At 70.1% G+C, this 21087-nt stretch carries 18 protein-coding genes; 7 read left to right on the top strand and 11 right to left on the bottom strand.

What is annotated here, in order from left to right; all coding sequences use genetic code 11:
• Positions 1-53 precede the first annotated feature (53 nt).
• From OG194_RS02775 to OG194_RS02785, 3 genes are all read right to left on the bottom strand, one after another.
• Positions 54-2192 carry an RICIN domain-containing protein gene (locus OG194_RS02775; protein WP_327399196.1) on the bottom strand — a complete coding sequence of 713 codons (2139 nt, stop codon included), beginning with the start codon at positions 2190-2192 and terminating at the stop codon, positions 54-56.
• A gap of 216 nt (positions 2193-2408) precedes the next feature.
• Positions 2409-3503: a substrate-binding domain-containing protein gene (locus OG194_RS02780; RefSeq protein ID WP_327399197.1), complete on the bottom strand. Its 1095-nt coding sequence runs from the start codon at positions 3501-3503 to the stop codon at positions 2409-2411.
• Positions 3504-3885: 382 nt separating this feature from the next.
• Complete coding sequence (locus OG194_RS02785) at positions 3886-4770, bottom strand: LysR family transcriptional regulator (protein ID WP_327399198.1); 885 nt, start codon at positions 4768-4770, stop codon at positions 3886-3888.
• A gap of 115 nt (positions 4771-4885) precedes the next feature.
• Here OG194_RS02785 and OG194_RS02790 point away from each other — a divergent pair, with 115 nt between their 5' ends.
• The gene (locus OG194_RS02790; protein WP_327399199.1) at positions 4886-5794 is read left to right on the top strand and encodes an MBL fold metallo-hydrolase; all 909 of its coding nucleotides are present in this window, start codon (positions 4886-4888) and stop codon (positions 5792-5794) included.
• A gap of 9 nt (positions 5795-5803) precedes the next feature.
• Here OG194_RS02790 and OG194_RS02795 read toward each other — a convergent pair whose 3' ends face one another.
• Positions 5804-7306: a serine/threonine-protein kinase gene (locus OG194_RS02795; protein ID WP_327399200.1), complete on the bottom strand. Its 1503-nt coding sequence runs from the start codon at positions 7304-7306 to the stop codon at positions 5804-5806.
• A gap of 292 nt (positions 7307-7598) precedes the next feature.
• Here OG194_RS02795 and OG194_RS02800 point away from each other — a divergent pair, with 292 nt between their 5' ends.
• The 3 genes from OG194_RS02800 (at position 7599) to OG194_RS02810 (ending at position 11948) form a co-directional block, all read left to right on the top strand.
• Positions 7599-9836, top strand: coding sequence for an MMPL family transporter (locus OG194_RS02800; RefSeq protein WP_327399201.1), 2238 nt, complete (start codon positions 7599-7601; stop codon positions 9834-9836).
• Positions 9837-9978: 142 nt separating this feature from the next.
• Positions 9979-11295: a sensor histidine kinase gene (locus OG194_RS02805; protein WP_327399202.1), complete on the top strand. Its 1317-nt coding sequence runs from the start codon at positions 9979-9981 to the stop codon at positions 11293-11295.
• Positions 11292-11948, top strand: a complete 657-nt coding sequence (locus OG194_RS02810) for a response regulator transcription factor (protein WP_327399203.1) — start codon at positions 11292-11294, stop codon at positions 11946-11948. Before OG194_RS02805 ends, OG194_RS02810 begins: the two co-directional genes overlap by 4 nt.
• Positions 11949-11957: 9 nt before the next feature.
• Here OG194_RS02810 and OG194_RS02815 read toward each other — a convergent pair whose 3' ends face one another.
• The 4 genes from OG194_RS02815 to OG194_RS02830 all read right to left on the bottom strand — a co-directional run bounded on the left by OG194_RS02815 (position 11958) and on the right by OG194_RS02830 (position 15510).
• Complete coding sequence (locus OG194_RS02815) at positions 11958-12743, bottom strand: alpha/beta fold hydrolase (RefSeq protein ID WP_327399204.1); 786 nt, start codon at positions 12741-12743, stop codon at positions 11958-11960.
• 259 nt (positions 12744-13002) lie between these two features.
• Complete coding sequence (locus OG194_RS02820) at positions 13003-13551, bottom strand: TetR/AcrR family transcriptional regulator (protein WP_327399205.1); 549 nt, start codon at positions 13549-13551, stop codon at positions 13003-13005.
• An 82-nt stretch (positions 13552-13633) separates the two neighbouring features.
• Positions 13634-14671, bottom strand: a complete 1038-nt coding sequence (locus OG194_RS02825) for an alcohol dehydrogenase catalytic domain-containing protein (RefSeq protein WP_327399206.1) — start codon at positions 14669-14671, stop codon at positions 13634-13636.
• A gap of 119 nt (positions 14672-14790) precedes the next feature.
• Positions 14791-15510, bottom strand: a complete 720-nt coding sequence (locus tag OG194_RS02830; protein WP_327406961.1) for an amidase family protein — start codon at positions 15508-15510, stop codon at positions 14791-14793.
• On the opposite strand from OG194_RS02830, the gene OG194_RS02835 reads away from it, so the two are divergent.
• Positions 15436-15735 (top strand): hypothetical protein, encoded by a 300-nt coding sequence (locus OG194_RS02835; RefSeq protein ID WP_327399207.1) that lies wholly within the window; start codon positions 15436-15438, stop codon positions 15733-15735. The two genes, OG194_RS02830 and OG194_RS02835, sit on opposite strands and share 75 nt — an antisense overlap.
• 358 nt (positions 15736-16093) lie before the next feature.
• On the opposite strand, the gene OG194_RS02840 is transcribed toward OG194_RS02835, so the two are convergent.
• On the bottom strand, positions 16094-16789 hold the full coding sequence (locus tag OG194_RS02840; protein ID WP_327399208.1) for a DUF4232 domain-containing protein: 696 nt from the start codon (positions 16787-16789) through the stop codon (positions 16094-16096).
• A gap of 366 nt (positions 16790-17155) precedes the next feature.
• Positions 17156-18436 (bottom strand): multidrug effflux MFS transporter, encoded by a 1281-nt coding sequence (locus OG194_RS02845; RefSeq protein ID WP_327399209.1) that lies wholly within the window; start codon positions 18434-18436, stop codon positions 17156-17158.
• Positions 18437-18592: 156 nt separating this feature from the next.
• On the opposite strand from OG194_RS02845, the gene OG194_RS02850 reads away from it, so the two are divergent.
• Positions 18593-19087, top strand: a complete 495-nt coding sequence (locus OG194_RS02850; RefSeq protein WP_327399210.1) for a MarR family winged helix-turn-helix transcriptional regulator — start codon at positions 18593-18595, stop codon at positions 19085-19087.
• 43 nt (positions 19088-19130) lie between these two features.
• Here OG194_RS02850 and OG194_RS02855 read toward each other — a convergent pair whose 3' ends face one another.
• Positions 19131-20312, bottom strand: coding sequence for a cytochrome P450 (locus OG194_RS02855; RefSeq protein ID WP_327399211.1), 1182 nt, complete (start codon positions 20310-20312; stop codon positions 19131-19133).
• Positions 20313-20619: 307 nt separating this feature from the next.
• Here OG194_RS02855 and OG194_RS02860 point away from each other — a divergent pair, with 307 nt between their 5' ends.
• Positions 20620-20880 carry a hypothetical protein gene (locus OG194_RS02860; RefSeq protein ID WP_327399212.1) on the top strand — a complete coding sequence of 87 codons (261 nt, stop codon included), beginning with the start codon at positions 20620-20622 and terminating at the stop codon, positions 20878-20880.
• The last annotated feature ends 207 nt before the right edge of the window (positions 20881-21087 follow it).

The following is a 21087-nucleotide window of genomic DNA, read 5'->3' on the forward strand; positions in this document are numbered from 1 at the left end:
ACACACGAAGCGGCGCCACCGTGTCCAACGGTGGCGCCGCTTCTGTCGTGTGCCTAGGCGCGGCTCCACTGCTGGGTCGCGTTGCCCAGCCCGGTCCACAGCTCGACCTTCGAGCCGTTGGCCGTCCCCCAGTTGGTCACGTCGATGACCAGGCCGTTGGAGCGGTTGACGATGGTGCCGTCCACGCGGAAGGCCCACTTCTGGCTGTTCTTTCCGTTGCAGGCCCAGAGGATGAGCGTGGTGCCCGCGGTGGTGCCGTCGCCGTTCGCGGCCAAGCAGCTGCCGTTGACGCGGAGTTCGCCCGCGGCGGTCTGCGTGATGGTCTGGTAGGCGTTGCCCGAGCAGTCGTAGATCTGGACCTGGACGCCCGTCGCGCCGTTCGGGACGTCGAGGCAGCGGCTGGAGTTCGTGCCCTTCAGGGTGAAGGTGGAGGCGGTGGGGAGCGGGTCCTGGACCAACTGCCAGTCCTGGGAGCCGTCGGTGGTGGCCGCCGCCACGGTGACGGAGCCGCCCGCGGTCGAACCGGTCATGTAGAGGCTGGTGTTGAGGACCGAGCGGAGCTTGTAGTAGCCGCTGGTCGAGGACGCTACCTGGGTCCACTGTTTGTCGGTGGCTCCGTCGTCGACCCATTGGGCCAGCTGCTGCCCGGCGGTCGCGGTGCCGGTCCAGATGGCGGCCGCGCGGCCTCCGGCCTTGTTGAGCAGCGTGACGTTGCTGCCCTTGGCGGTGAGGTGCCAGCGCTGGGTGGTGGCCGCGGTGTCCGCCGCGAGGACGAGGTCGGGGGTGTTCCCGGTGAGGTTCGCGTCCTGGGTCTTGCCGGACGCGGTGCTCAGCACCTGGCCGGTGAGCCGGTTGACGAGGCTGTAGTAGGCGCCGTCGGAGCGGCCGAGGTCGACCTCGGCGTACTTCACGGGGCCGACGCTGGTTCCGCTCCAGGATGCCTGGAGGACGAGAACGCGTCCTGTGCCGTCGACGTACTGGAGCATGCGGCTGTAGCCGGCCGCGATCGACGTCTTGTACTCCTTCCAGGTGCCGGTGCTGAGCCCGGACTCGTTGACCCAGACGTCTCCGCTGCCCGCCGCGTTGTAGACGATCCGGCCGTCCGGCATGGGGAGCAGGACGGGACTGCCGCCGGTGGAGAGGGTGGCCCCGCCGGAGGGCACGGGCAGTGAGGTGATGGCGGCGTCCGTGGCCGAGAAGAACTTCGTCGGGTCGTCGGATATCCGGTAGCGGACGTTGGTGCCGCCGCCCCAGTACTCGTACGTGAGAAGCCACTTGCCGTCGGTCGTCGGGGCGATGGTCGTCATGCCGGGCCGGCCGCCGCCGATCTCCGTCTTGCCGTTGCCCATGCTCACCGTGGAGCCGGGGACGTCAACTACCGGTGAACTCCAGGCACTTGCACTGGTCCCGTCCCAGGTGCGGTGCAGGAGGACCTGGCCGCCCGAGTCCGTCGCCGTGGCGTTGTCCGGGTCGAGGGTCGGGGCGCCGGTGGTGGTGTTGTAGCCGGTGTAGTCGTCCTCGTCGGAGTAGTAGGCGATCAACGTGCCGTTGTGGGCGAGGAGATGGGGTTCCCAGACGGGGTCGACCTGCGCGTAGGTGTTGGCCGTGGAGACCCTGCCGACGCTGCCCGCGCTGCCGCCCTGCCAGCTACCGGCGGTGATGATGTTCTGGATGGACCAGGTCGCGCCGTCGTCCGTACTGGAGTACAGGGCGAGGGCGACGTCCTTGCGGTCGCCGTCACTGGTGGGCGTCCAGCTGGAGTTGGCGGCCTTCTGCTCCTGGTAGTAGTAGTCGTCGCCCGAGACGATGCTCGCCAGCAGCAGGGTGCCGGCGGTCAGGCTGCCGACGTTCTGCGGGAGGACGTAGAGATACGGGTTGGTCCAATTGCTCGTGTATTTCGCGTACTTGGAGTCGCTGGAGAGATAGGCGGGGGCTTTGACGTCGGACAGTTTCGCCCAGGTCGTGCCGGAGTCGTCGCTCTTGTACACGGGCAGGGTCTGGCCGACCGGAGCGGTCTGGTCGTTCTCGAAGGTGGCCACTATCCGGCCGTCCGCCAGCTGGGCCGACTTCGGGTAGAGAACACACGGGCTCTTGTTGCACGCGGCGGTGTTGGTCGCCGTATACAGATTCGCGGCACTCGGCTGATAGGCCGACGCGGTCGTCGTGGAGGCGATGGCGAATGCCACGCCCATGCCGAAGGCGGTCGCCGCAGCGAAAGCCTTTCGCGCCCAAGATCTGGTCAACGGCGTTCCTTTCACCGGGGGAAGGCGCGCACCACGTTCCAGGGGTGCCGGAGTTTCCGGAGGTCCCAGGGGGATGGAATGGGAGTGCGGAGCAGGAAGCCAGTATTCGGATGCGACACCGCAATGTCACCGGCACGTGTCGAAAGTGTTTCGCAGGATTGCCACTTACGCGGTATTGACGTGCTTGATCGGACGGCGCACGGAGGTCGAGGTCCGCAGGACGAGTTCCGTGGCCAACTCGATGCGCGGGGACACGGGCTGCCTGCCCTGGGCGAGTTCCAGGAGCACCCGGGTCGCCTCGCGCCCCAACTCCTCGAAGGGCTGACGTACGGCGCTCAGCGGCGGGCAGGCCATGGCCGCGACGAGAGTGTCGTCGAAGGACATGACCGCCAGGTCGTCCGGTACGGCGAGCCCCTGCTGGCGGGCCGCCTCCAGCACGCCGAGCGCCTGTGCGTCGCTGGCCGCGAAGACGGCCGTGGGCGGGTCGGCGGCGCGGAGGATCTGGCCGGCGGTGGCGAGGGCCTCGGCGTAGTCGAAGTCGGTCGAGCGGACGATCGCCGGATCGTAGGCGATCCCGGCCTCCTCCAGCGCGGCCCGGTAGCCGTGCACGCGCGCGGCCCCGGCCAGGGAGTGCGAGCGCCCCGCGACCATGCCGATCCGGGTGTGCCCGAGCCCCAGCAGGTGCTGTACGGCGTCGCGGGCGCCGCTCCAGTTGGTGACGCCGATGCTGGGGATGTCCTCGGAGGGCGCGCTGAGCGGGTCGATCAGCACCACCGGGAGCCGTTGCTCGACGATGCGGCGCTGGTCCTCCTCGGACAGCATCGAGATGACGATGACAATCCCGGCCGCGCCGAGCGCCACGCACTGCTCCAGCCATCCGGAGATCGACCGTCGGCTCGTCGTCCCGGTGACCACGTCGATGCCGAGCGCGCCGGCCGCGTCCACGATGCCGCGGACCACCTCCAGCGTGTACGGCCCGGACAGGTCCCGGAAGACCGCGATGATCTGCCGGGGTGTCGCGGGATCGCGCTCCCACGGGCGTACGAAGCCGTGCCGGGCGAGGAGTTCCTCGACCCGCTCGCGCGTCCGCGCGCCGACGTCCCGGCGCCGGTGCACCACTTTGGACACCGTGCTGAGCGAGACCCCCGCCTCCGTGGCGATGCTCGTCAGGAGGCCGTACTGCGCCTCCAGTTGCCCCTTGCCGCGACCTGTCACCCGATGTCCGTTCCGCTCGCCGAACACCGATGCGCCGGACCGCATCGCGTACCTGGCCAGTAACTTTGCCGCAACGTAACGGGACGCGGGGCACGGAGGCAAGACCGGTGCACGCCCTCTCCCGCGGTTCGACGGGTGGGAGACGCGCGGCCCGACCAGGGCGTCCGGAGGGCCCGAGGCCCGACCGGCGGGCGAGCCGCGCCGCCGTCGCCGAAGCCGGTGGACCGGACAGCGACCACCGCACCGGCGCCGTGCCGGAACCGGTCGCGGGCGACACGGTGGTCGCGGGCGGCGCAGCTGTCCGGTTCGGCCGCCCAGTTCGGCCGCCCGGTTCGGGCGCAGATCCCGGCGGTCGACCACGTGATCGCCCTGCCCCGCGTGCTCGCGCACACCGGCTGATCCGTACCCACCTCTCGTCGCGCGGCCCCTATCCCGCCCGGGCCGGGTCCGTCGTGCGATGCACGGTCTCGGCGATCCGCACGAAGGACCGGATCAGTGGCGTGGTGTCGTCGGCGCGCCAGGCGATGACGAGACCGCTCGGCGGCATGTCGGTCAACGGCACCACCGTCAGCCCCTCCGGCAGGGCGTGCCCGAGCGGCATCAGGCCCACGTTGCCGTTCCACAGCACGGACTGTAGGCACTCCCGAGCCGTCCGTACGACGGGCCCGTCACGGTGTAGGCCGTCGCCCGGCGAGCCCGTCCAGTACGCCTGCCAGACCGGGTCCGTGCCGTCCGGGAAGCGGAACCAGCGGCGCTCGGCGAGGTCGGCCAGGCGCAGGCCGTCGCGGTGGGCGAGCGGGTCGTCCGTACGGAGGACCACGCCGACCCGTTCCGAGCGCAGGGTGCGGGCGGTGATGCCGGTGTCGTCGAAGGGCGTCCTGGTCAGCGCCACGTCGACGAGTCCGGCCCGTAGCCCTGCCGTCGGATCGGTCAGGTCCGACTCACGGATGAGGATGCGGGCGGCGGGATGGTGCTTCCGGTAGGCGGCGGCGAGCCGCGTGCCGAACTGCTCCGCGCTGTCGGCGAGGGTGCCCACGGTCAGGGTGACCGGTCCGGCCAGCGCGGTCACGCGGGCCCGCACCCGGTCGGCTTGCGCCAGCAGGGCGCACGCCTCCTCGTGGAGCAGAACACCGGCCGGGGTGAGCGCCACCCCCGTGGGCGAGCGGAGCAGCAGGACACAGCCCAGCTCGGTCTCCAGCTGTTTGATCGCCCGGCTCAGCGGCGGCTGGGTCATCCGCAGGCGGGCGGCGGCCCGGCCGAAGTGGAGTTCCTCGGCGACCGCCACGAAGTAGCGCAGCGTGCGTAGCTCCATGACCGGCGATGATACCGACCCGGTATCGACCGTACAGGATCGGTCTTGGACACCGTCGAGGGTCCGGCGGTGGAGTGGTGGGCGGACGAGATCGCCGTACTGCTGAGGAGTCGCCATGACCGACCACGTGTCGCCCGACCGGGTGTCGCACGACCCCGTCGTGCACATCGCCGAAGTCCGGGAACTGGGACGGGACTTGGTGGTCGTGCCCGACGGGCGGGTGCAGTTGGTGCCCAACATCGGTGTCATCGGCGGCCGGGACGCGGTGCTCGTCGTGGAGACGGGCCTGGGCCCTCGGAACGCCGAGAAGGTGCTGGCGTTCGCGACCGAGTACGCCAGGGGACGCAGGCTGTACCTCACGACGACCCACTTCCACCCTGAACACGCCTTCGGGGCGCAGGCGTTCGCGGGCGAGGCGACGTTCCTCGTGAACCGAGCCCAGGCCGAGGACCTGAAGGTGAAGGGCGCGGGCTATCTCGACATGTTCCGGGGACTCGGCGAACCGGTCGCCCGCCAGCTCGAAGGTGTCGTCCTGCCGGAGCCCGACCTGGTCTACGACGAGGCGTACGACCTCGAACTGGGCGGCCGGGTCGTGCAGTTGAGGGCCACCGGCCGGGCGCACAGCAAGGGCGACCAGGTGATCCGGGTGCCGGACGCGGGCGTGCTGTTCACGGGGGACCTGGTGGAGGCGGGGCAGTTCGCCATCTTCCCGTGGTTCCCGCCGTACGACACCGATGTGTCCGGCACGCGCTGGCTCGCGGTGATGGAGCGGCTCGCGGGCGAGGGGGCGCGGGTCGTCGTACCGGGCCACGGGGCCGTCGGCGGGCCGGAGTTGCTCGCGGACGTCCGTGACTATCTGCGGCTGCTGCGGGACGAGACGTGGGCCCGCCGCGACTCGGCGTTGAGCGAGGAGACGATCGTCGAGGAGGTCAGGGCGCTCATGATCGAGCGGCATCCGGAGTGGGCCGAACAAGACTGGATCGAGAAGGGGGTCGGCTGCCTGTGCGCCGAACACCCGGAGTGAGAAGCCGAGTTACGACGCGCTCGTCACGAAGCCGTCCCTGGCCGTGTCGAAGACGGGACGGTAGGTGTCCCACTTCGCGTCCGGGGCCGAGAGGTAGATGTCGTACTCGCGGCCGCCCTCCCGGCCGAAGCCGAGGTCGATGGCGCGGAACATCCGGACCCGGCCCTGGAAGGTGAACTCCCAGATGGCGGCGGGCTGTTGCCGGAAGGTGGTCTGCTGCATACGGAGCCTGCGGTACGAGGGGTAGTTGACCTTGGTGTTGGCCTCGATGTCCGCGAAGTGCGTGCTCGGGTCGGGGCCCGCCGGGTCGACGATCCCGATGGTGAGTCCGGCGAGGCCGGTCTCGTCGGTGTAGGTGACCCCCTCCGCCGTCCGCTTGCCGGCCGTCCAGCCGTCCGGTACCGGGAAGGAGACGCCGAGTTGGGAGTCCCGGACGAGGTGATAGCCCTCCGGCAGGGGTGACGCGGAGGCCGTGGTCGTGGGCCGGGAGGTCGCGTGCCCGGGTGCGGATCTGGACGTCGCGTGCAGCACGAACGCCGTGGCCGCCACGGCAGCCGCCACGGCGGTGGCGATCCCCCCGAGGAGGAGCCCCTTGCGACTCCGCCGCCGCCCGCGGCCGGGCTCTCCCGCAGGCTTCGGGTCCGGACCCGTGACGGCCAAGTCGGCGGCGGGCGGGGGCAGTTGGGCCGTCGACTCTCCCCACCAAGCGGTCTGAAGGGCCCGTTCCGTCAGTTCCGCCGTCGGCCGCTCGGCGGGCTCTTTGCTGAGCAGCGCCTCGATGAGCGGCTCCAGCGGTCCGGCCTGCTTCATGGGTTCCAGGGGGTCCACGGCGATGGCGTACGCGGTCTCCATCGCGGTGACCCGGCGGAACGGCGGGCGTCCCTCGACGGCCTGGTAGAGGGTGGCGCCCAGGGCCCACAGGTCGGAGGCGGTTCCGGGGGTGAGCCCGCGGATGCGTTCCGGGGCCATGTAGTGGATGGAGCCGACCATCTCGCCGGTCTTGGTGAGGGTCGACGTCCCGTCCGTCATGGCGATGCCGAAGTCGGTGAGGACGAGCCGGTCGCCGGTGCCGAGGAGGACGTTGCCGGGCTTGACGTCGCGGTGCAGCACACCGGCGGCGTGGGCGGCGCGCAGGGCGGCGACCATGTCCAGGCCGATCCGGGCCGCCTCCTGGTACGGGAGGGTCCGGCCGTCCTGGAGGAGTTCGGCGAGGGTGGGGCCGGGGACGTACTCCATGACGATGCAGGGGCGTCCCTCGTCGTCCACGACGTCATGGACGACGATCACGTTCGGGTGCGCGATGCGGGCGGCGCTCCGGGCCTCGCGGCGGGTGCGTTCGAAGAGGGTGGCGAGTTCGTCGGCGGAGAGTTCCGGGCGGGTGTGGAGCCGCTTGATCGCGACCTGGCGGCCGAGCACCTCGTCGTCGGCCCGCCAGACGGTGCCCATGCCGCCCCGGCCGATCTGCTCGGTGAGCCGGTAGCGCCCGGCGATGCGACGCCCTTCGTCCGACACGGTGTCCTCCGCCGGTTCTGTCCATGTTCGATTCGCCTGGTCACCATAACCGGCTCTTGTCCCGGATCGTGTGGGGCGGATCACGGCACCCACCCTCGACGGGAAGGCGCGCGCCTCGGCCGGCGGGTCCCCCACCTCGACTGGAGGGTGGAGAGGGTCTAGTACCCCGGTACTAGTCACCCCGGCCGCTTTCACTTCCCCGGTGCTGCGGATGCGAGGAAAGCCGCTCCTAGCGTGAAGGCGTGGGTCGCGCAGGCCCTCCACTTTCTATCGAACCTGGTGGGAGTACCCCATGGCCACCTTCCTCTACCGGCTGGGCCGGTTCTCGTTCCGGCGCCGACGGCTCGTCCTGATGCTGTGGATCGCCGTCCTGGCGGTCGTCGGCATCGGTGCCATGAACGCCACGACGAGCACGTCCGACAGCTTCAGCCTCCCCGGCACACAGTCGCAGAAGGCGATCGACCTGCTGGAGAAGGAGTTCCCGCAGGCATCCGCCTCCGGCGCCACCGCCCGCGTGGTGTTCGAAGCGCCCAAGGGGCACACACTGGCCTCCGGCGCCGACCGGACCGAGGTCCGGTCGCTGATCGCCGACCTCAAGAAGGCGCCCCAGGTCGCGAACGTCTCCGACCCGTACCAGAGCGGCCTGATCAGCAAGTCCGGCACCATCACCTACGCCCAGGTCACCTACAAGGTGACCCAGCCCGACATCACCGACGCCGCACGCGACGCGCTGCACTCCGTGGCCGACAAGGGCGAGCAGGCCGGCCTCGCGGTCAGCCTGGGCGGCAACGCCGTACAGGAGAAGGCGGGCAGCAGCAGTACCGAGCTGATCGGTCTGCTGATCGCGGCCGTGGCGCTCGTCATCACGTTCGGGTCGATGCTCGCGGCCGGGCTGCCGCTGCTGACGGCGATCTTCGGGGTCGGGACGGCGGTCGCCGCCATCACGGTCGCGAGCGCGTTCTTCGACCTCAGCTCAAGCGCCTCGACGCTGGCGCTGATGCTGGGTCTGGCGGTGGCCATCGACTACGCCCTGTTCATCGTCTCCCGGTACCGCAACGAGATCCGCGACGGCCACGAACCGGAGGAGGCCGCGGGCCGCGCCCTGGGCACCGCCGGTTCCGCGGTGGTCTTCGCCGGTCTCACCGTCGTCATCGCCCTGGCCGGCCTGAGCATCATCGGCATCAGCATGCTGACCACGATGGGCCTGGGCGCCGCCTTCGCGGTCGTCGTCGCCGTACTGATCGCACTGACCCTGCTGCCCGCGGTGCTGGGCTTCGCCGGGATGCGGATCATGGGCAGCCGGTTCACCAGCCGCCGGATGCGCGCCCTCCAAGAAGGCGGCAAGGGCGAGGCGGCGGGCGTGCGCTGGGCCCGGTTCGTGACCCGCAACCCGCTGAAGATGCTGGTCGTCTCCGTCGTCGGACTCGGCATCCTCGCCATCCCCGCCCTGTCGATGCGCCTGGCCCTGCCCGACGACAGCACGTCCGCGCCCGGCACCAGCGAGCGCATCGCCTACGACACGATCTCCAAGGGCTTCGGCGACGGCTACAACGGCCCGCTGACCGTGGTCGTCGACGGCCAGAACAGCAGCGACGCCAAGACCGCCGCACAGGACGCGGTCGCCCAGCTCGGCAAGCTGTCCGACGTCGCCGCCGTGCGCCCCGCGGTGTTCAACCAGAGCGGCGACGTCGCGCTGATCTCCGTCGTACCGAAGAGCTCGCCCAGCAGCGCGGCCACCGTCGACCTGGTCTCCGAGATCCGCGACCGGGGCCCCGCCCTCAAGGACGACACCGGCGCCGAGCTGCTGGTCACCGGCACCACCGCGCTGAACATCGACGCGTCCAACAAGCTCAGCGGCGCCCTGATCCCCTACCTGGGTGTGGTCGTCGGCCTGGCCCTGATCCTGCTGCTCCTCGTCTTCCGCTCGATCCTGGTCCCGCTCAAGGCGGCCCTCGGCTTCCTGCTCAGCGTGCTGGCCACACTCGGTGTGGTGGTCGCGGTGTTCCAGTGGGGCTGGCTGGCGGACCTGTTCGGCGTCAACCAGACCTCGCCGATCGTGAGCGTCCTGCCGATCTTCATGATCGGCGTGGTGTTCGGGCTCGCCATGGACTACGAGGTGTTCCTGGTGACCCGGATGCGTGAGGCGTACGTCCACGGGGCCGAGCCCACGGAGGCGGTGATCGCGGGCTTCCGGCACAGCGCCCGGGTGGTCACGGCCGCCGCGGTCATCATGATCTCCGTGTTCGCCGGGTTCCTGCTCGACGACGTCGCGCTGATCAAGTCGATCGGCCTGGGCCTCGCCGCCGCCGTCCTCTTCGACGCCTTCGTGGTCCGCATGACGCTCGTGCCCGCGATCATGACCCTGCTCGGCCGGCGCGCCTGGGCGCTGCCCGGCTGGCTCGACCGGAAGCTGCCCAACGTGGACGTCGAGGGCGAACAACTGCGCCACCTGCTGGCCGAGACCCCGGACGACGGCTCCACCGGCCCGGACAGGGCGCCCGTGTCGCCCGTCAGCACCGGCAAGAGCTGAGGGAGCGGCCGTACGATCCACACCAGAACGCCTGTTACGGACGTACGGCTGCCGCCCCTGTCGACCACACCGCCCCCGCCCGCCGGTCCCCTTCCCCCCGGGACCGGCGGGCGGCCCGCCTGCACCATGGAGGGTGTATCCCGTGACCGCACCGCCGACGACGGACCGGCTTCTCAAGCCCGAGAACCTGATCGGACGGACCAGGCTGGGCGATTCCGAGTACCGGTCGGTCGTCCGGCTGCTCACCTGGCTGGGGCGGGTGCGGGCAGCCGACGTGGCCCATCCGCGGGTCAGGCTGTGGGGGGTGCCCGCCTTCTACGCCCTCGGCGGCATTCCGGCCCTGGTGCGGGCGGCCCAGGACTCCGGCCCCTCCTTCGTACTGGTGCTCGCGATCACGGCGGGGTACACCGTGCCGTTGCTGTGGCGGAGGCAGCGGCCACTGCCGGTCTTCGTCCTCCTGGTCGTCCTGTCCGAGCTGTCCCTGTTCCTGGAGGTGGACTCGGGGTCGAGCGCCACGCAACTGGTGGCGCTGCTCAACCTGGGGCGGTTCGGATCTCCCGGCCAGCTGGCCCTCAGCGTCACGTACGGTCTCGTGCAGACTTTCGTGTCGATCATCTTCTTCAACAGCCTCAAGGGGTCGGACCAAGGGGCCAGTACCCCGGTGCTGGCGTTCCTCGCCGTGGTCGCCATCCTGTCGATGGCCGCGCTGGGGCTGGCCGCGAAACTGGTGAACGCCTACATCGAGGCCCTCCAGGAACACGCCGTACGTCTGGAGAGGGAGCGCGACCAGCGCGCCCTGCTCGCCGCGGCGACCGAACGCGCCCGCGTGGCACGGGAGATGCACGACATCCTCGGTCACACCCTCGCCGTGATCGTCGGCCTCGCGGGCGGCGCGGCAGGGCTCGCCGAAGCGAAACCGAAGCGGGGTGCGGACACGCTGCGGATCATCGCCGACAGCGGGCGCGGCGCCCTGGCCGAACTGCGCAGGCTGCTCGCCGTCATCCACGACGACGAACCCGACGACACCCCGCTCGCGCCCCAGCCCGGACTGGCCGATCTGGACGCCCTGATGGAACGGGTGCGGGCCGCGGGCCCCGCCGCCACCCTCCGCCTCAAGGGCGAACTCACCGGTCTCGCCCAGGGACTTCAGCTCGCCGTCTACCGCATCGTGCAGGAAGCCCTCACCAACACGCTCAAGCACACGGCACCGAACACGACGGTCGAGGTCACCGTGACGGCCACCCCGGACGCGGTGATCGTCACCGTCGAGGACACCGGCCCGCACAAGGCGTCCGGCACCGACGAACAGGGCAAGGGCCTGGTCGGCATGCGCGAACGGGCCGCGCTCTACGGCGGACAGGTCGTCGCGGGCCCCAACTCCCGTGGTGGCTGGACCGTCCGCGCCCTCCTGGTCCCCCTCCCCACCGCCCCCGACCTCACGGAGAAGCACCCGGCATGACCACCGTCCTCATCGTCGACGACCAGGCTCTCCAGCGCCTCGGCTTCAGCATGCTCATCGAGCAGTACCCCGACCTGAGCACCGTCGGCGAGGCCACCCACGGCGGCGAGGCGGTCCGGCTGGCGGCCGAACTCCGCCCCGACGTCGTCCTGATGGACGTCCGCATGCCCGGCATGGACGGCATCGAGGCCACCCGCCGCATCGTCCAGTCGGGCGGCCGCTCCCGCGTCCTCGTCCTCACCACCTTCGACCTCGACGAGTACGCGTACGCCGCCCTGCGCGCCGGGGCCAGCGGCTTCCTCCTCAAGGACGCGCTGCCCGAGGAACTCGTCGCCGGCATCCGCGCGGTGGCCGCCGGGGACGCCGTCATCTCCCCCGGCCTGACCCGCAAACTCATCGACGCCTTCGCCGACCGCATGCCCGGCCGCACCGCCGAACAGGACCGCCGCCTGGACGCCCTCACCGACCGCGAACGCGAGGTCCTCACCGTCATGGCGGCCGGCTGGAGCAACACCGAGATCGCCGAACGCCTGTGCCTGGCCGAGTCCACCGTCAAGTCCCACGTCAGCCGCATCCTCGCGAAGATCGGCGCGCGGGACCGGGTACAGGCGGTGATCTTCGCGTACGACGCGGGGTTGGTACGGCCGGCTTGAGGTCTTCCCTCAGGCTGCCGGCACGGTCACGAACTGCCCGAGCAGCGCGGTGAGTTGAGCAGGCTTCTCCACGGGCAGTTCGTGCCCGGCGTCGACGATCCGCACGACCGCGTCCGGGTAGGCGTTGGCCATCCGCAGCATCGGGGAGAGCGGCAACTGGATGTCGTGGTATCCGTGCAGGATGAGCGTCGGCGCACCGATCTCGCCGACGCGGTCCAGCACATCGAAGGCCCGCATCGCGCCGTAGCAGGTCATGACGACCTCGCGGGGTGTGGCGGCGGAGGCGTCGATGTACTCACGGATCTTCTCCTTGGGGTAGCCGGGGGCGAAGGCGCGCTGGATGTTGACGGCGACGAACAACTTGAACGGCAGCAGCGTGGACACCGCCAACAGCAGTCCGCGCGCCCGGCTGTACGTCATCCGGCTGATCGAGTCGACCAGGACCATCCGCTCGACCCGCTCGGGATGATCCAGGACGAGGGTCTGGGCGATCATCCCGCCCATGGAATGCCCGACCGGCACGAACCGGTCGACCTCCAGATGATCCAGCAACGCGACGACATCCGCGGCGAGTTCGCCGACCGTCCGCGCCCCCGCACCGGTGCTCTCCCCATGCCCCCGCAGATCAAGCCGTACGACCCGCCGCCCACCCGCGAAGTGCGCGAACTGGTCGTCCCAGCGATGCCGGTTGGCCGTCCACCCGTGAATGAACACGAGCGGCACACCGCCGGCTCCGTCACGGGGACCCTCGTCGTCGTACACGAGTACAGCGCCGTTGACTTCGAGCTTCGGCATGGGTGCTCCCGTGGTTCGGCATCGACCGACGTGTTCCCGATCTTGCCCTGGACCGGGCGGAGTTGGCCTTGTGGGCGGGTATCCGCAACGAGATCGAGATCGTCGGGATGCGTGGGGCGGTGCAACTCCCCTTCGGGCGCCGGCCTGTTGGCCAGGACGGCTGTGTGGTCCGTCGTACTCTCAGGCCGAGGGTGTGGCGAGGTCGGCGCACACGCTGGTCTTGCCGCCACCCCGGTCGAGCCCGACTCCGTCAGCCTTGTCAGACTCCAGGGTCGAGCAATTGCTGAAGCAGCGCGCCGTAGCGAACGACGATTTTCTCGTGATCGATGGCGGCGAGTTTCTCGTCGCCTACCACCCAGAGCGCGTACAGAAGTCCGCCGACAAGAGCGCCGGCGAGCCGGGTGCGGATCTCGACGTCAGGGCCCGTGAGGCGCTCGCGCAGCGGAGCGACGAACGTGTTCTCGTGGACTTCGCGAAGGCGGCCCTGGATTCCGTCGGCGTCGCTCGCGCGAACGAGTGCCAGAAGAATGCTCCGGTGTTCGTCGTCGGAATTGAGAAGGTGGCGGATGAAGTATTCGCCGAGATGCTCGACGGGCTCGTTGAAAACCAGCTCGTTCTTCAGGGCGGAGGCCATGGTTTCCAGGAACAGAGCTTCCTTCGAACCGAAGTAGTGCAGGACAAGCGCCGGATCGACACCCGCCTCGCGGGCTACGGCCCGCACCGAGGTGAGACCGTAGCCGCGCCCGATGAAGAGTGCGGTCGCCGCGCGCCAGATGGCGTCCCGCGCGGTGGGCTCGTCGCCGGTCACCACGGCGCACCGTCGGTGACCGTGGGCTCGGCAGGGCGCACACAGCGGTTGTCGACGCGTGTGCGCCCGTCGTGGCGTCGTCTCATGGCAGCAGGGGATCAACAATCGTTCGGATGGGAGCGGACGGGTGCGTCGAGTCCTCAAGCGCTCGCTTGAGACCGGACAGGCCGATGCGACCGGGGCTGAGCCACGGCCTGACGTCGGTCGTGCCGTCGGCGATGGACTTCAGAGCCAGAGCCATGTCATCGGGGGTTTCACCAGACGCAAAGTACACCTTCAAGTGCTTGTTCTGAGCGGTGAAGATGTAGATCTCCTCCGCCTCCATCGAGTATCCCCCCATCACGATCTTGGTGTTGTACCCGACCGAGTTGATGATCTCGTTGAGCAGCCCCTTCACACCGACGCATTCGTAGACGAGGGTCACACGCCGACCGTCCAGCTCGGGAATCGGCTCGTACGGCGACCTCTCCCGCGGGTCGATCGCGACGGCCGCGCCCATCTCCAGGGCGAGTTGACGCCTCGACTCCGAGAAGTCGACGGCGACGACGGCCGAGACACCGGCGAGTTTCAGCCCGGCGATGACACCGAGCCCGATGGCCCCGCATCCCACGACCACCGCGACGTCGTCGACGGACGGCTCGCCGGAGCGGGCGTGCTCAAGGCCTACCGCCAGGGGTTCGACCAGCGCGGCCAGATCGTCGTCGACGTTCTCGGGAACCTCCAGGACGAAGTTCTCGTCCAGGACCGCGTATTCGCTGAAACCGCCGGGATAGTTGTTGTCGAATCCGATGACGGAATGGCCGGACGAGGTCATCACGACCGGCACGGACACCACACGCGCGCCGACCTTCAGCGCCTCGCGGCTGTTCGGACCGTATTCGACGATCTCGCCGACGAATTCATGCCCGAGGACGACCTTCTTCTCCAGGTCGAGACTCGCGTACGGCCCGCCCAGTTCACGGGACAGCTCGACCATCTTCTTCCCGCCCCGCAGGAAATGAAGGTCGGACGCACAGATGGCGCAGGCCCGTATGCGCACGAGAACCTGACCGTCACCGGGCGTCGGCTTGTCGACCTCACCGACGAGAAGTTCTCCGTCGAGTACATATGCGGCTCGCATCGCAGTCCTTTCGTAAGGATGGCGCAGCTCCGCCGAACCCATCGCCCTCGACGGAACCACCGATTCAACAGCGTTGAATCGACGTCGTCAGTCTCAACGCCGTTGAACCGGTTTGTCAATCAGGGTGGCCTATGGGAGGAAGGGCACTCCGGTGCGCGAACCAGGTCACTCCGAACCAGGTCACTCCTCGGACAGGTGCCAGTAGATGTGTAGTTCCTGCGCGACGGTGAGCCGTGGAGGCCGGTGGGAGTGGTGTCGGCCATCGCGTCCAGCAGCAGTGCCGCGTACGCGACCGTGCGGGCCAGTGGTCCGACCGTGACGAAGCCGAGGAACGACATATCGGGCGCCGTACTGACAACGTCTCGTGAGGATGTGACGCCGACAAGTCCGCAGGCGGCCGAGGGCGTACACATCGACCCGGCTCCGTCGGTCCCGTGGCCGACCGGGATCAACCCGGCCGCGACGGCGGCGGCCACTCCGCCGCTGGTACCGCTCGCGCAGCGCGAGGTGTCGTACGGCGGCACCGCGGGCCGGCCGACCACGGCGGTGTCGGTGCAGCACGGGATGCCCAACTCCGGTGCGTGGGTGTTGCCAAGGGCGACCGCGCCCGCGATGCGGATCAGCCCGACCGCACGGACGTCCTCCTGGTCGGCCGTCGTCGGGGGGACCGCGGCCGATCCGTTGGTGACGGGGACGCCCGCGATCGGCTGGAGGTCCTTGAAGGCGATCGGCAGACCGAGCAACGGGCGTTCGGGGTGCGGGCCTTGGGCCAGCAGGCGATCCGCCGCGGCGGCTTCCTCGCGTGCGAGTTCCGGTGTGCGGGTGACGAACGCCCCCAGGGGGTCCGCGAGTCAGTCGATTCCAGCCCCACCTCGTCGGCGGACCCCGCCGTGTCCGCGAACCTCGCGGCACTCCTGGCGGCGCAGGCCGAGCGCGCCCCCGGCCGGATCGCGCTGCGTCTGGGATCCGAGTCCGTCAACTACCGTGAGCTGGCGGAGAGTTCGGTGCGGACGGTATCGGTGCTCCGGGATCGGGGGGCGATCCCGGTGACCGGGTTGGGCTGATGGCACCGAACGTCCCGGGCTTCGCCGTCCTGTGCGTCGGGATTCTGCGGGCCGCGCCGTGGTCGTACCCGTGAAGCCGTTGCTCAAGTCCGGCGAGACCCTGCACTACCTCACCGATTCCAACGCGACGCTGCTGGCCCTCAAGCAGGGCGCCGCCGCCACGGCGGACGAGCTGCGCGGGTTCATGCGGGCCCGGGTCGCGCCGTACAAGTACCCGGGCCGTACGGATCACGGACGCGCTACCGAAGGGGCCGACCGGCAATATCCTCCGCCGGACGATCGCTCTCCCCCAGGCGTAGGAATGACAGCCGACGTGTCCGACCCGGACGGCACGCTGACATGGGGTGGGGTGTGCGGGTCAGCCGCCCTGGCCGGCGCTGCCGACCGGGCCGACTGTCACGGAGGAGCCGGAGCCGTCCGTGACGGGCAGGGTGGCGGCGCCCGGCCAGTCGAGGGTGACCGACTTCGTCTCGTTCGGCGGGGTCACCACCAGGCCGGTGACGCGGACGCCGGAGCCGCCCGACTTGTTGAACGGGTAGCTGACGGGGAAGTAGGTCGACTTCCCGTTCTTGAGGACGGCCGAGGTGGTCTCCTGACCGGTGCGCTTCGCGGACACCGTCCCCGCGTTGGTCTTCAGGTCGACGCCCGCGTACCCGGAGATCGTGCAGTCCCGGCCGCCGCCGTTCTTGAACTCGACCACGACGGTCCGGGTGGTGTCGCCGTCGATGGTGTTGTCCTTCGCCGTGACCTCCAGCTCGTCGGTACGGCACTTGCCGGCCTTGGCGTTCGCGTCGGAGCCGGTACCGGCCGACGTGCCCGTGCCGCCGGAGGTCGACCCACCGGAGCTGGTACCCGTGGTGGCCTTCGCACCGCTCTGGTCCGAGCTGCCCGAGTTCGAACTGCCGCCCGAGGAAGACGCGTTGGACCCGGACGACGCCGTGGGCGCGGACGACGCGTCACTCTTTCCCGTACTGGCGTCATCGCTCTGGCAGGCCGTGAGCGAGAGACCGGCGGCGACGGCCAGGGCGGCGAAGGTGAGCTTGTGAACGCGCATCGATTCATCCTCAGGATCGGTGGTGTCAGTGCCGGCCGCTCGGTACGGATCGTCGGTACGAGCGGGCGTTTCTGATCATCAAGAGCGGCTCGGCCGGGTCGGCCGTTCCGCACAGCCACCGCATAAGACATTCCTGTTACACGCGCCTCCGCCTACGACGCCCACCGTCACCAGGCACAACGCGCCGGATTCCCCCAACGGCAAGCCCGGACGGCGGTTCCCGCCGCCGTCGCGAACTCACGCGCGGCCACCGTCCGTTGGGACAGACCCGTAACCCGAGAACCACAACCGATCGCCGTCCTTGAGCATCCCGCCGACCCGACGAAGGAACTCGCCGGAGCCCACAGGCTTCAGACGGGTCGTCAGTCACCTCGCCGACTCTGTCGGCTCCCCCTGCCCCTCCCACGGCCTGGCCAGCCCGACCAGTGCAACTCCCGCCGCTGCCACGGCGATCAGCATGATCACCGCCATCGGCAGCGAACTGTCCTCCCCGAACACCCCCACCAGCGGCGCCGCGAGCGCGCCGAACAGGAACTGCAGTCCGCCCAGGAGGGCGGAGGCCGCACCCGGGGCGTTGCGGCCGAGGGCCTGGCCGATGCTCAGGGTCGACGGGAAGACCATGCCGATGCCGCCGGCCGTGATGAACAGGGTGATCCAGGTTCCGGCGAGGGTCTCCCCCACGGTCAGCACCAGCAGCACCTGGCCCAGCGCGCCGACCACGGCGACGGCGACCGCCGCCACGAGGAGGGTGTTCAGCCGTACCCGCCCTGCGAGTTGGGAGAAGGTCGCGCCGGCGATCAGCATGGCGACAGCGTTGCTCGCGAAGATGAGGGAGTACGTCGTGGCGGACACTTCGTGCAGGTTCTCGAAGACGAAGCTGGAGCCGCTGATGTAGGCGAACAGCGCCGCCGAGATGAACGCGAGGACAAGGACGTAGCCCATGAACGTACGACGGCCGAGCAACTCCCCCATCGCGCGGAAGGTGTTCGTGATCCCGCCGGGGTGCCGCCGCTCCGGCGGCAGGGTCTCCGGGACGTTGCGGACCACGCCGAGCAGCAACAGGCCACCCATCACGGTCAGTACGACGAACACCGCGCGCCAGGTCGACACGGCGAGGATCGCCCCGCCGAGCACCGGTGCGGCGACCGGCGCGACGCCCATGATCTGGGAGAGGACCGCGAAGTAGCGGGGCAGTTCGGCCCCTTGGAAGCGGTCGGTCAGGACGGCGCGGGCCAGCACCATGCCGGCCGCGCCCGCCAGGCCCTGGAGGAACCGGGCGCCGGTAAGCACGCCGATGTTGGGGGCCAGGGCGCAGGCGACGGAGAAGACCGCGAACGCGGCCGTTCCGGACAGCAGCAGTCCGCGGCGGCCGAGGCTGTCGCTGAGCGGGCCGATCAGCAGCTGGCCGACGACGAGTCCGGCCAGGAACGCGGTCATCGTCAGCTGCACGGCGGAGCTGCTCGCCCCGAGCGTGTCCCCCATCGCGGGGAATCCGGGGACGTACATGTCGGTCGCGAGCGGGGCGACCGCGGTCAGCGCGGCGAGGACGGCGACCAGGGCGACGGCTGTGCGCCGCGAGGGGTCGGTGGAGTCGGCCGGCGCGGTGGCGCTCGCGGCGGCGGGACTGGAGGGGGACGGCGATACCATGACCATAACGGTAACCGATGGTTCACTGGTTAACAATGACGGACCGGTGAAGGCCTTCGTCGGCCTGTGAAGACCCATGAAAGCCTGCGGATCGGGTCTGCGAAGGCCCACGAAGGCCTACCGAGGCCCTGTCCAGAAAGTGAGAAGACGAGCCGCATGTCGCCCTCCCCCGCCGATGTCCGCGCACAGTGGACCGAGCACAATCCCGGCCTCGACACCTCCCCCATGGAGCTGATCGGCCTGCTCAAGCACGCCACCGGGCTCCTGAACCGGGCGGTCGAGCCCCTCTACGCGGGCGCCGAGCTCACCGCCCCCGAGGTCGACATGCTGATCCCCCTACGGCACGCCACCGACCCGGTGATCGCCCGCCGCCTAGCCGAATGGCTCGGTCTGTCCCGTGCGGGCGTCAGCAAGGCCCTGGGCAAGCTGGAGAAGCGCGGTTTCATCGCCCGCACCCCGAACCCGGCCGACCGGCGTGCCGCACTGGTGACCATCACACCGGCCGGGGCGAAGGCCGTGGACGATCTGTTCCCGCGCCAACTCTCCGCCGAGGTGCAGTTGTTGGCGGGGCTGGGTGAGGACCGGGAGCAGGTGCTGAGTGCGCTGGGGCGGTTGGTGGACGTCATGGAGCGCCAAGTGGGCCGCGACTGAAGGAACCTGACGGAACGTCACCCTCGGAGGGCTCGGCTCGGCATCACGTCGTGGCGTCCCACAGCACGTGCAGGGTCGGCGGCTTGCGGAAGACCAGGCCGTGCGGGGCGGTGGGGCGGTCCGGGTCGAGGCGTAGGGCGGGGAGGCGTTCGAGGAGGTGCTGGAGGGCGATGCGGGTCTCCAGGCGGGCGAGGTGGGCGGCGAGGCAGTAGTGCGGGCCGTGGGCGAAGGCGAGTTGGAGGCGGGCGTTCTCGCGGCGGACGTCGAAGCGGTCGGGGTCGGGGAAGACGGCCGGGTCGCGGTTGGCTCCGGTGAGGGAGACGGTGACCAGGTCGCCCTCCCGGATCGCGGCCTCGCCGAGGACGGTGTCCCGGGTGGCGTAGCGGTCCACGACGGCGGCGCCGGGTTCGAGGCGCAGCGACTCCTCGATCGCTCCGTCGAGCAGGCTCATGTCGGCCTGGACGAGGGCGAGTTGGTCCGGGTGTCGGAGCAGATGCAGCAGCGCGTTGGTGATCATCGCCTCGGTCGTCTCGATGCCGCCGAACATCAACACGGCGGCGTTGGAAGCGACTTCGGGGAGTGTGAGTTGTCCGGCGGCGGAACCGAGGAGTGAGGCTCCACCCCGGTCGGCGACGGTGGCTTCGACGGCGGCGCGCAGTTCCGCGTACGCCTTGGTGCCGGCGGCTCCCGCTTCGTGGCCCGCGGTGATGTCCGAGACCGCCCGCACGATCGCGTCGTACCAGGAGAGGACCGTGTCCGGGGTGGTGCCGGTCAGCCCGAGTGCCTCGGTCACGACGGCGACCGCGAGCGGCCCCGCGAAGGCGCGCCGCAGTTCACCGGCGCCCGCCGGTCGCAGCGCGGTGACGAGCCGGTCGGTCTCACGCTCGATGAACGAGGCGAAGCCGTCCCGTACTTCGCGCGGGCGGAACGGCGCGGTGAAGGGCTCACGGTGACGGGCGTGCCGCTCCCCGTCGAGCGACAGCATGCTCGGGCCGACTACCTGAGCGGTGGAGAAGCGCGGGTCGTCCACGGTGAACGTGGCCGCGTCCCGCATCACACCCAACGCGAGATCCCGCCGGGTCACCAGCCACCCGTCCAACTCCGGCAGCCAGGACACGGGTTCACTCTCCCGAAGCCGCGCCAGCCGCGCGTGCGGGTCCTGAGCGAGCTCGGCGAGCGTCGTCCCGGCGCCGAGCGGGAAGGAGGCGGCGGCGACCGTACTCATCGCGAACCGTGACGGGGCACGGGGAAAGGGAAACTGGCCATGACCGAGGCTAACAATCGGGGTGTGGGTGGGGTGGGCGGGGGCTGTGCGGTGCGGTTCCCGTGCCGGAGACGCCGCCATGGTCGGCGAATCGGAAGCAGGCCGGTCATTTCCGGCGAGGGCAACAGATCGAATTCGCCCCGCGCGAGGCATAGTTTGCGCCATCCTGAACGCCATGGGTCGAGGACCGATCGCTGACGCGGGTCGGACCTCAACTCCCTTTTCCTGCCTGCCTACTTATCGCGTCGATCCGAAAGGGCTCAGCCCCATGGCCACACCCCGGTCCGCCGGAAGAACGCTCGCCGTACCCGAGCGCACCGGCCGGACGACGCACGACCGTGCCCCGGTGGAATCGTCGACGACCGACAGGTCCACCGGGTTCCGGACGACCGGTCATGGGCGCACCGACCACGCAGGGGCCGTAGACCTCGACGTACGCGACACTCAGCGCGACACACCGCACGCGAAGAACACGCTCCCGTACGGCAACCGCAGCACCACCCTCGGTCAACCCACGCCCGTCGCCTGACCCGCGAAACGCCCCTCCGCACCCACGCCGAGGGGCCCTCGCCATGAGCCGACGACACCGGCCGAACAGCCGGCAACACCGCCGGCGGCACCCCGCACCCGACCCCACCCACACTTGAGTCACTCTTGATCACTTCATCAGACCCCGACGGACCGGCGATACCTGTGTCTCTCCAGCCCATCCCGTCCGCCCAGGTGACCCGGGCCG

The organism is Streptomyces sp. NBC_01288, assembly GCF_035982055.1.
Taxonomy (GTDB): domain Bacteria; phylum Actinomycetota; class Actinomycetes; order Streptomycetales; family Streptomycetaceae; genus Streptomyces.

Bases quoted from the DNA above. Each gene is read 5' to 3' on its own strand.
- OG194_RS02775 (WP_327399196.1), bottom strand. From the start codon at position 2,192: ATGGGCGTGGCATTCGCCATCGCCTCCACGACGACCGCGTCGGCCTAT.
- OG194_RS02780 (WP_327399197.1), bottom strand. From the start codon at position 3,503: ATGCGGTCCGGCGCATCGGTGTTCGGCGAGCGGAACGGACATCGGGTG.
- OG194_RS02785 (WP_327399198.1), bottom strand. From the start codon at position 4,770: ATGGAGCTACGCACGCTGCGCTACTTCGTGGCGGTCGCCGAGGAACTC.
- OG194_RS02790 (WP_327399199.1), top strand. From the start codon at position 4,886: ATGACCGACCACGTGTCGCCCGACCGGGTGTCGCACGACCCCGTCGTG.
- OG194_RS02800 (WP_327399201.1), top strand. From the start codon at position 7,599: ATGGCCACCTTCCTCTACCGGCTGGGCCGGTTCTCGTTCCGGCGCCGA.
- OG194_RS02810 (WP_327399203.1), top strand. From the start codon at position 11,292: ATGACCACCGTCCTCATCGTCGACGACCAGGCTCTCCAGCGCCTCGGC.
- OG194_RS02815 (WP_327399204.1), bottom strand. From the start codon at position 12,743: ATGCCGAAGCTCGAAGTCAACGGCGCTGTACTCGTGTACGACGACGAG.
- OG194_RS02825 (WP_327399206.1), bottom strand. From the start codon at position 14,671: ATGCGAGCCGCATATGTACTCGACGGAGAACTTCTCGTCGGTGAGGTC.
- OG194_RS02840 (WP_327399208.1), bottom strand. From the start codon at position 16,789: ATGCGCGTTCACAAGCTCACCTTCGCCGCCCTGGCCGTCGCCGCCGGT.
- OG194_RS02845 (WP_327399209.1), bottom strand. From the start codon at position 18,436: ATGGTATCGCCGTCCCCCTCCAGTCCCGCCGCCGCGAGCGCCACCGCG.
- OG194_RS02850 (WP_327399210.1), top strand. From the start codon at position 18,593: ATGTCGCCCTCCCCCGCCGATGTCCGCGCACAGTGGACCGAGCACAAT.
- OG194_RS02855 (WP_327399211.1), bottom strand. From the start codon at position 20,312: ATGAGTACGGTCGCCGCCGCCTCCTTCCCGCTCGGCGCCGGGACGACG.
- OG194_RS02860 (WP_327399212.1), top strand. From the start codon at position 20,620: ATGGCCACACCCCGGTCCGCCGGAAGAACGCTCGCCGTACCCGAGCGC.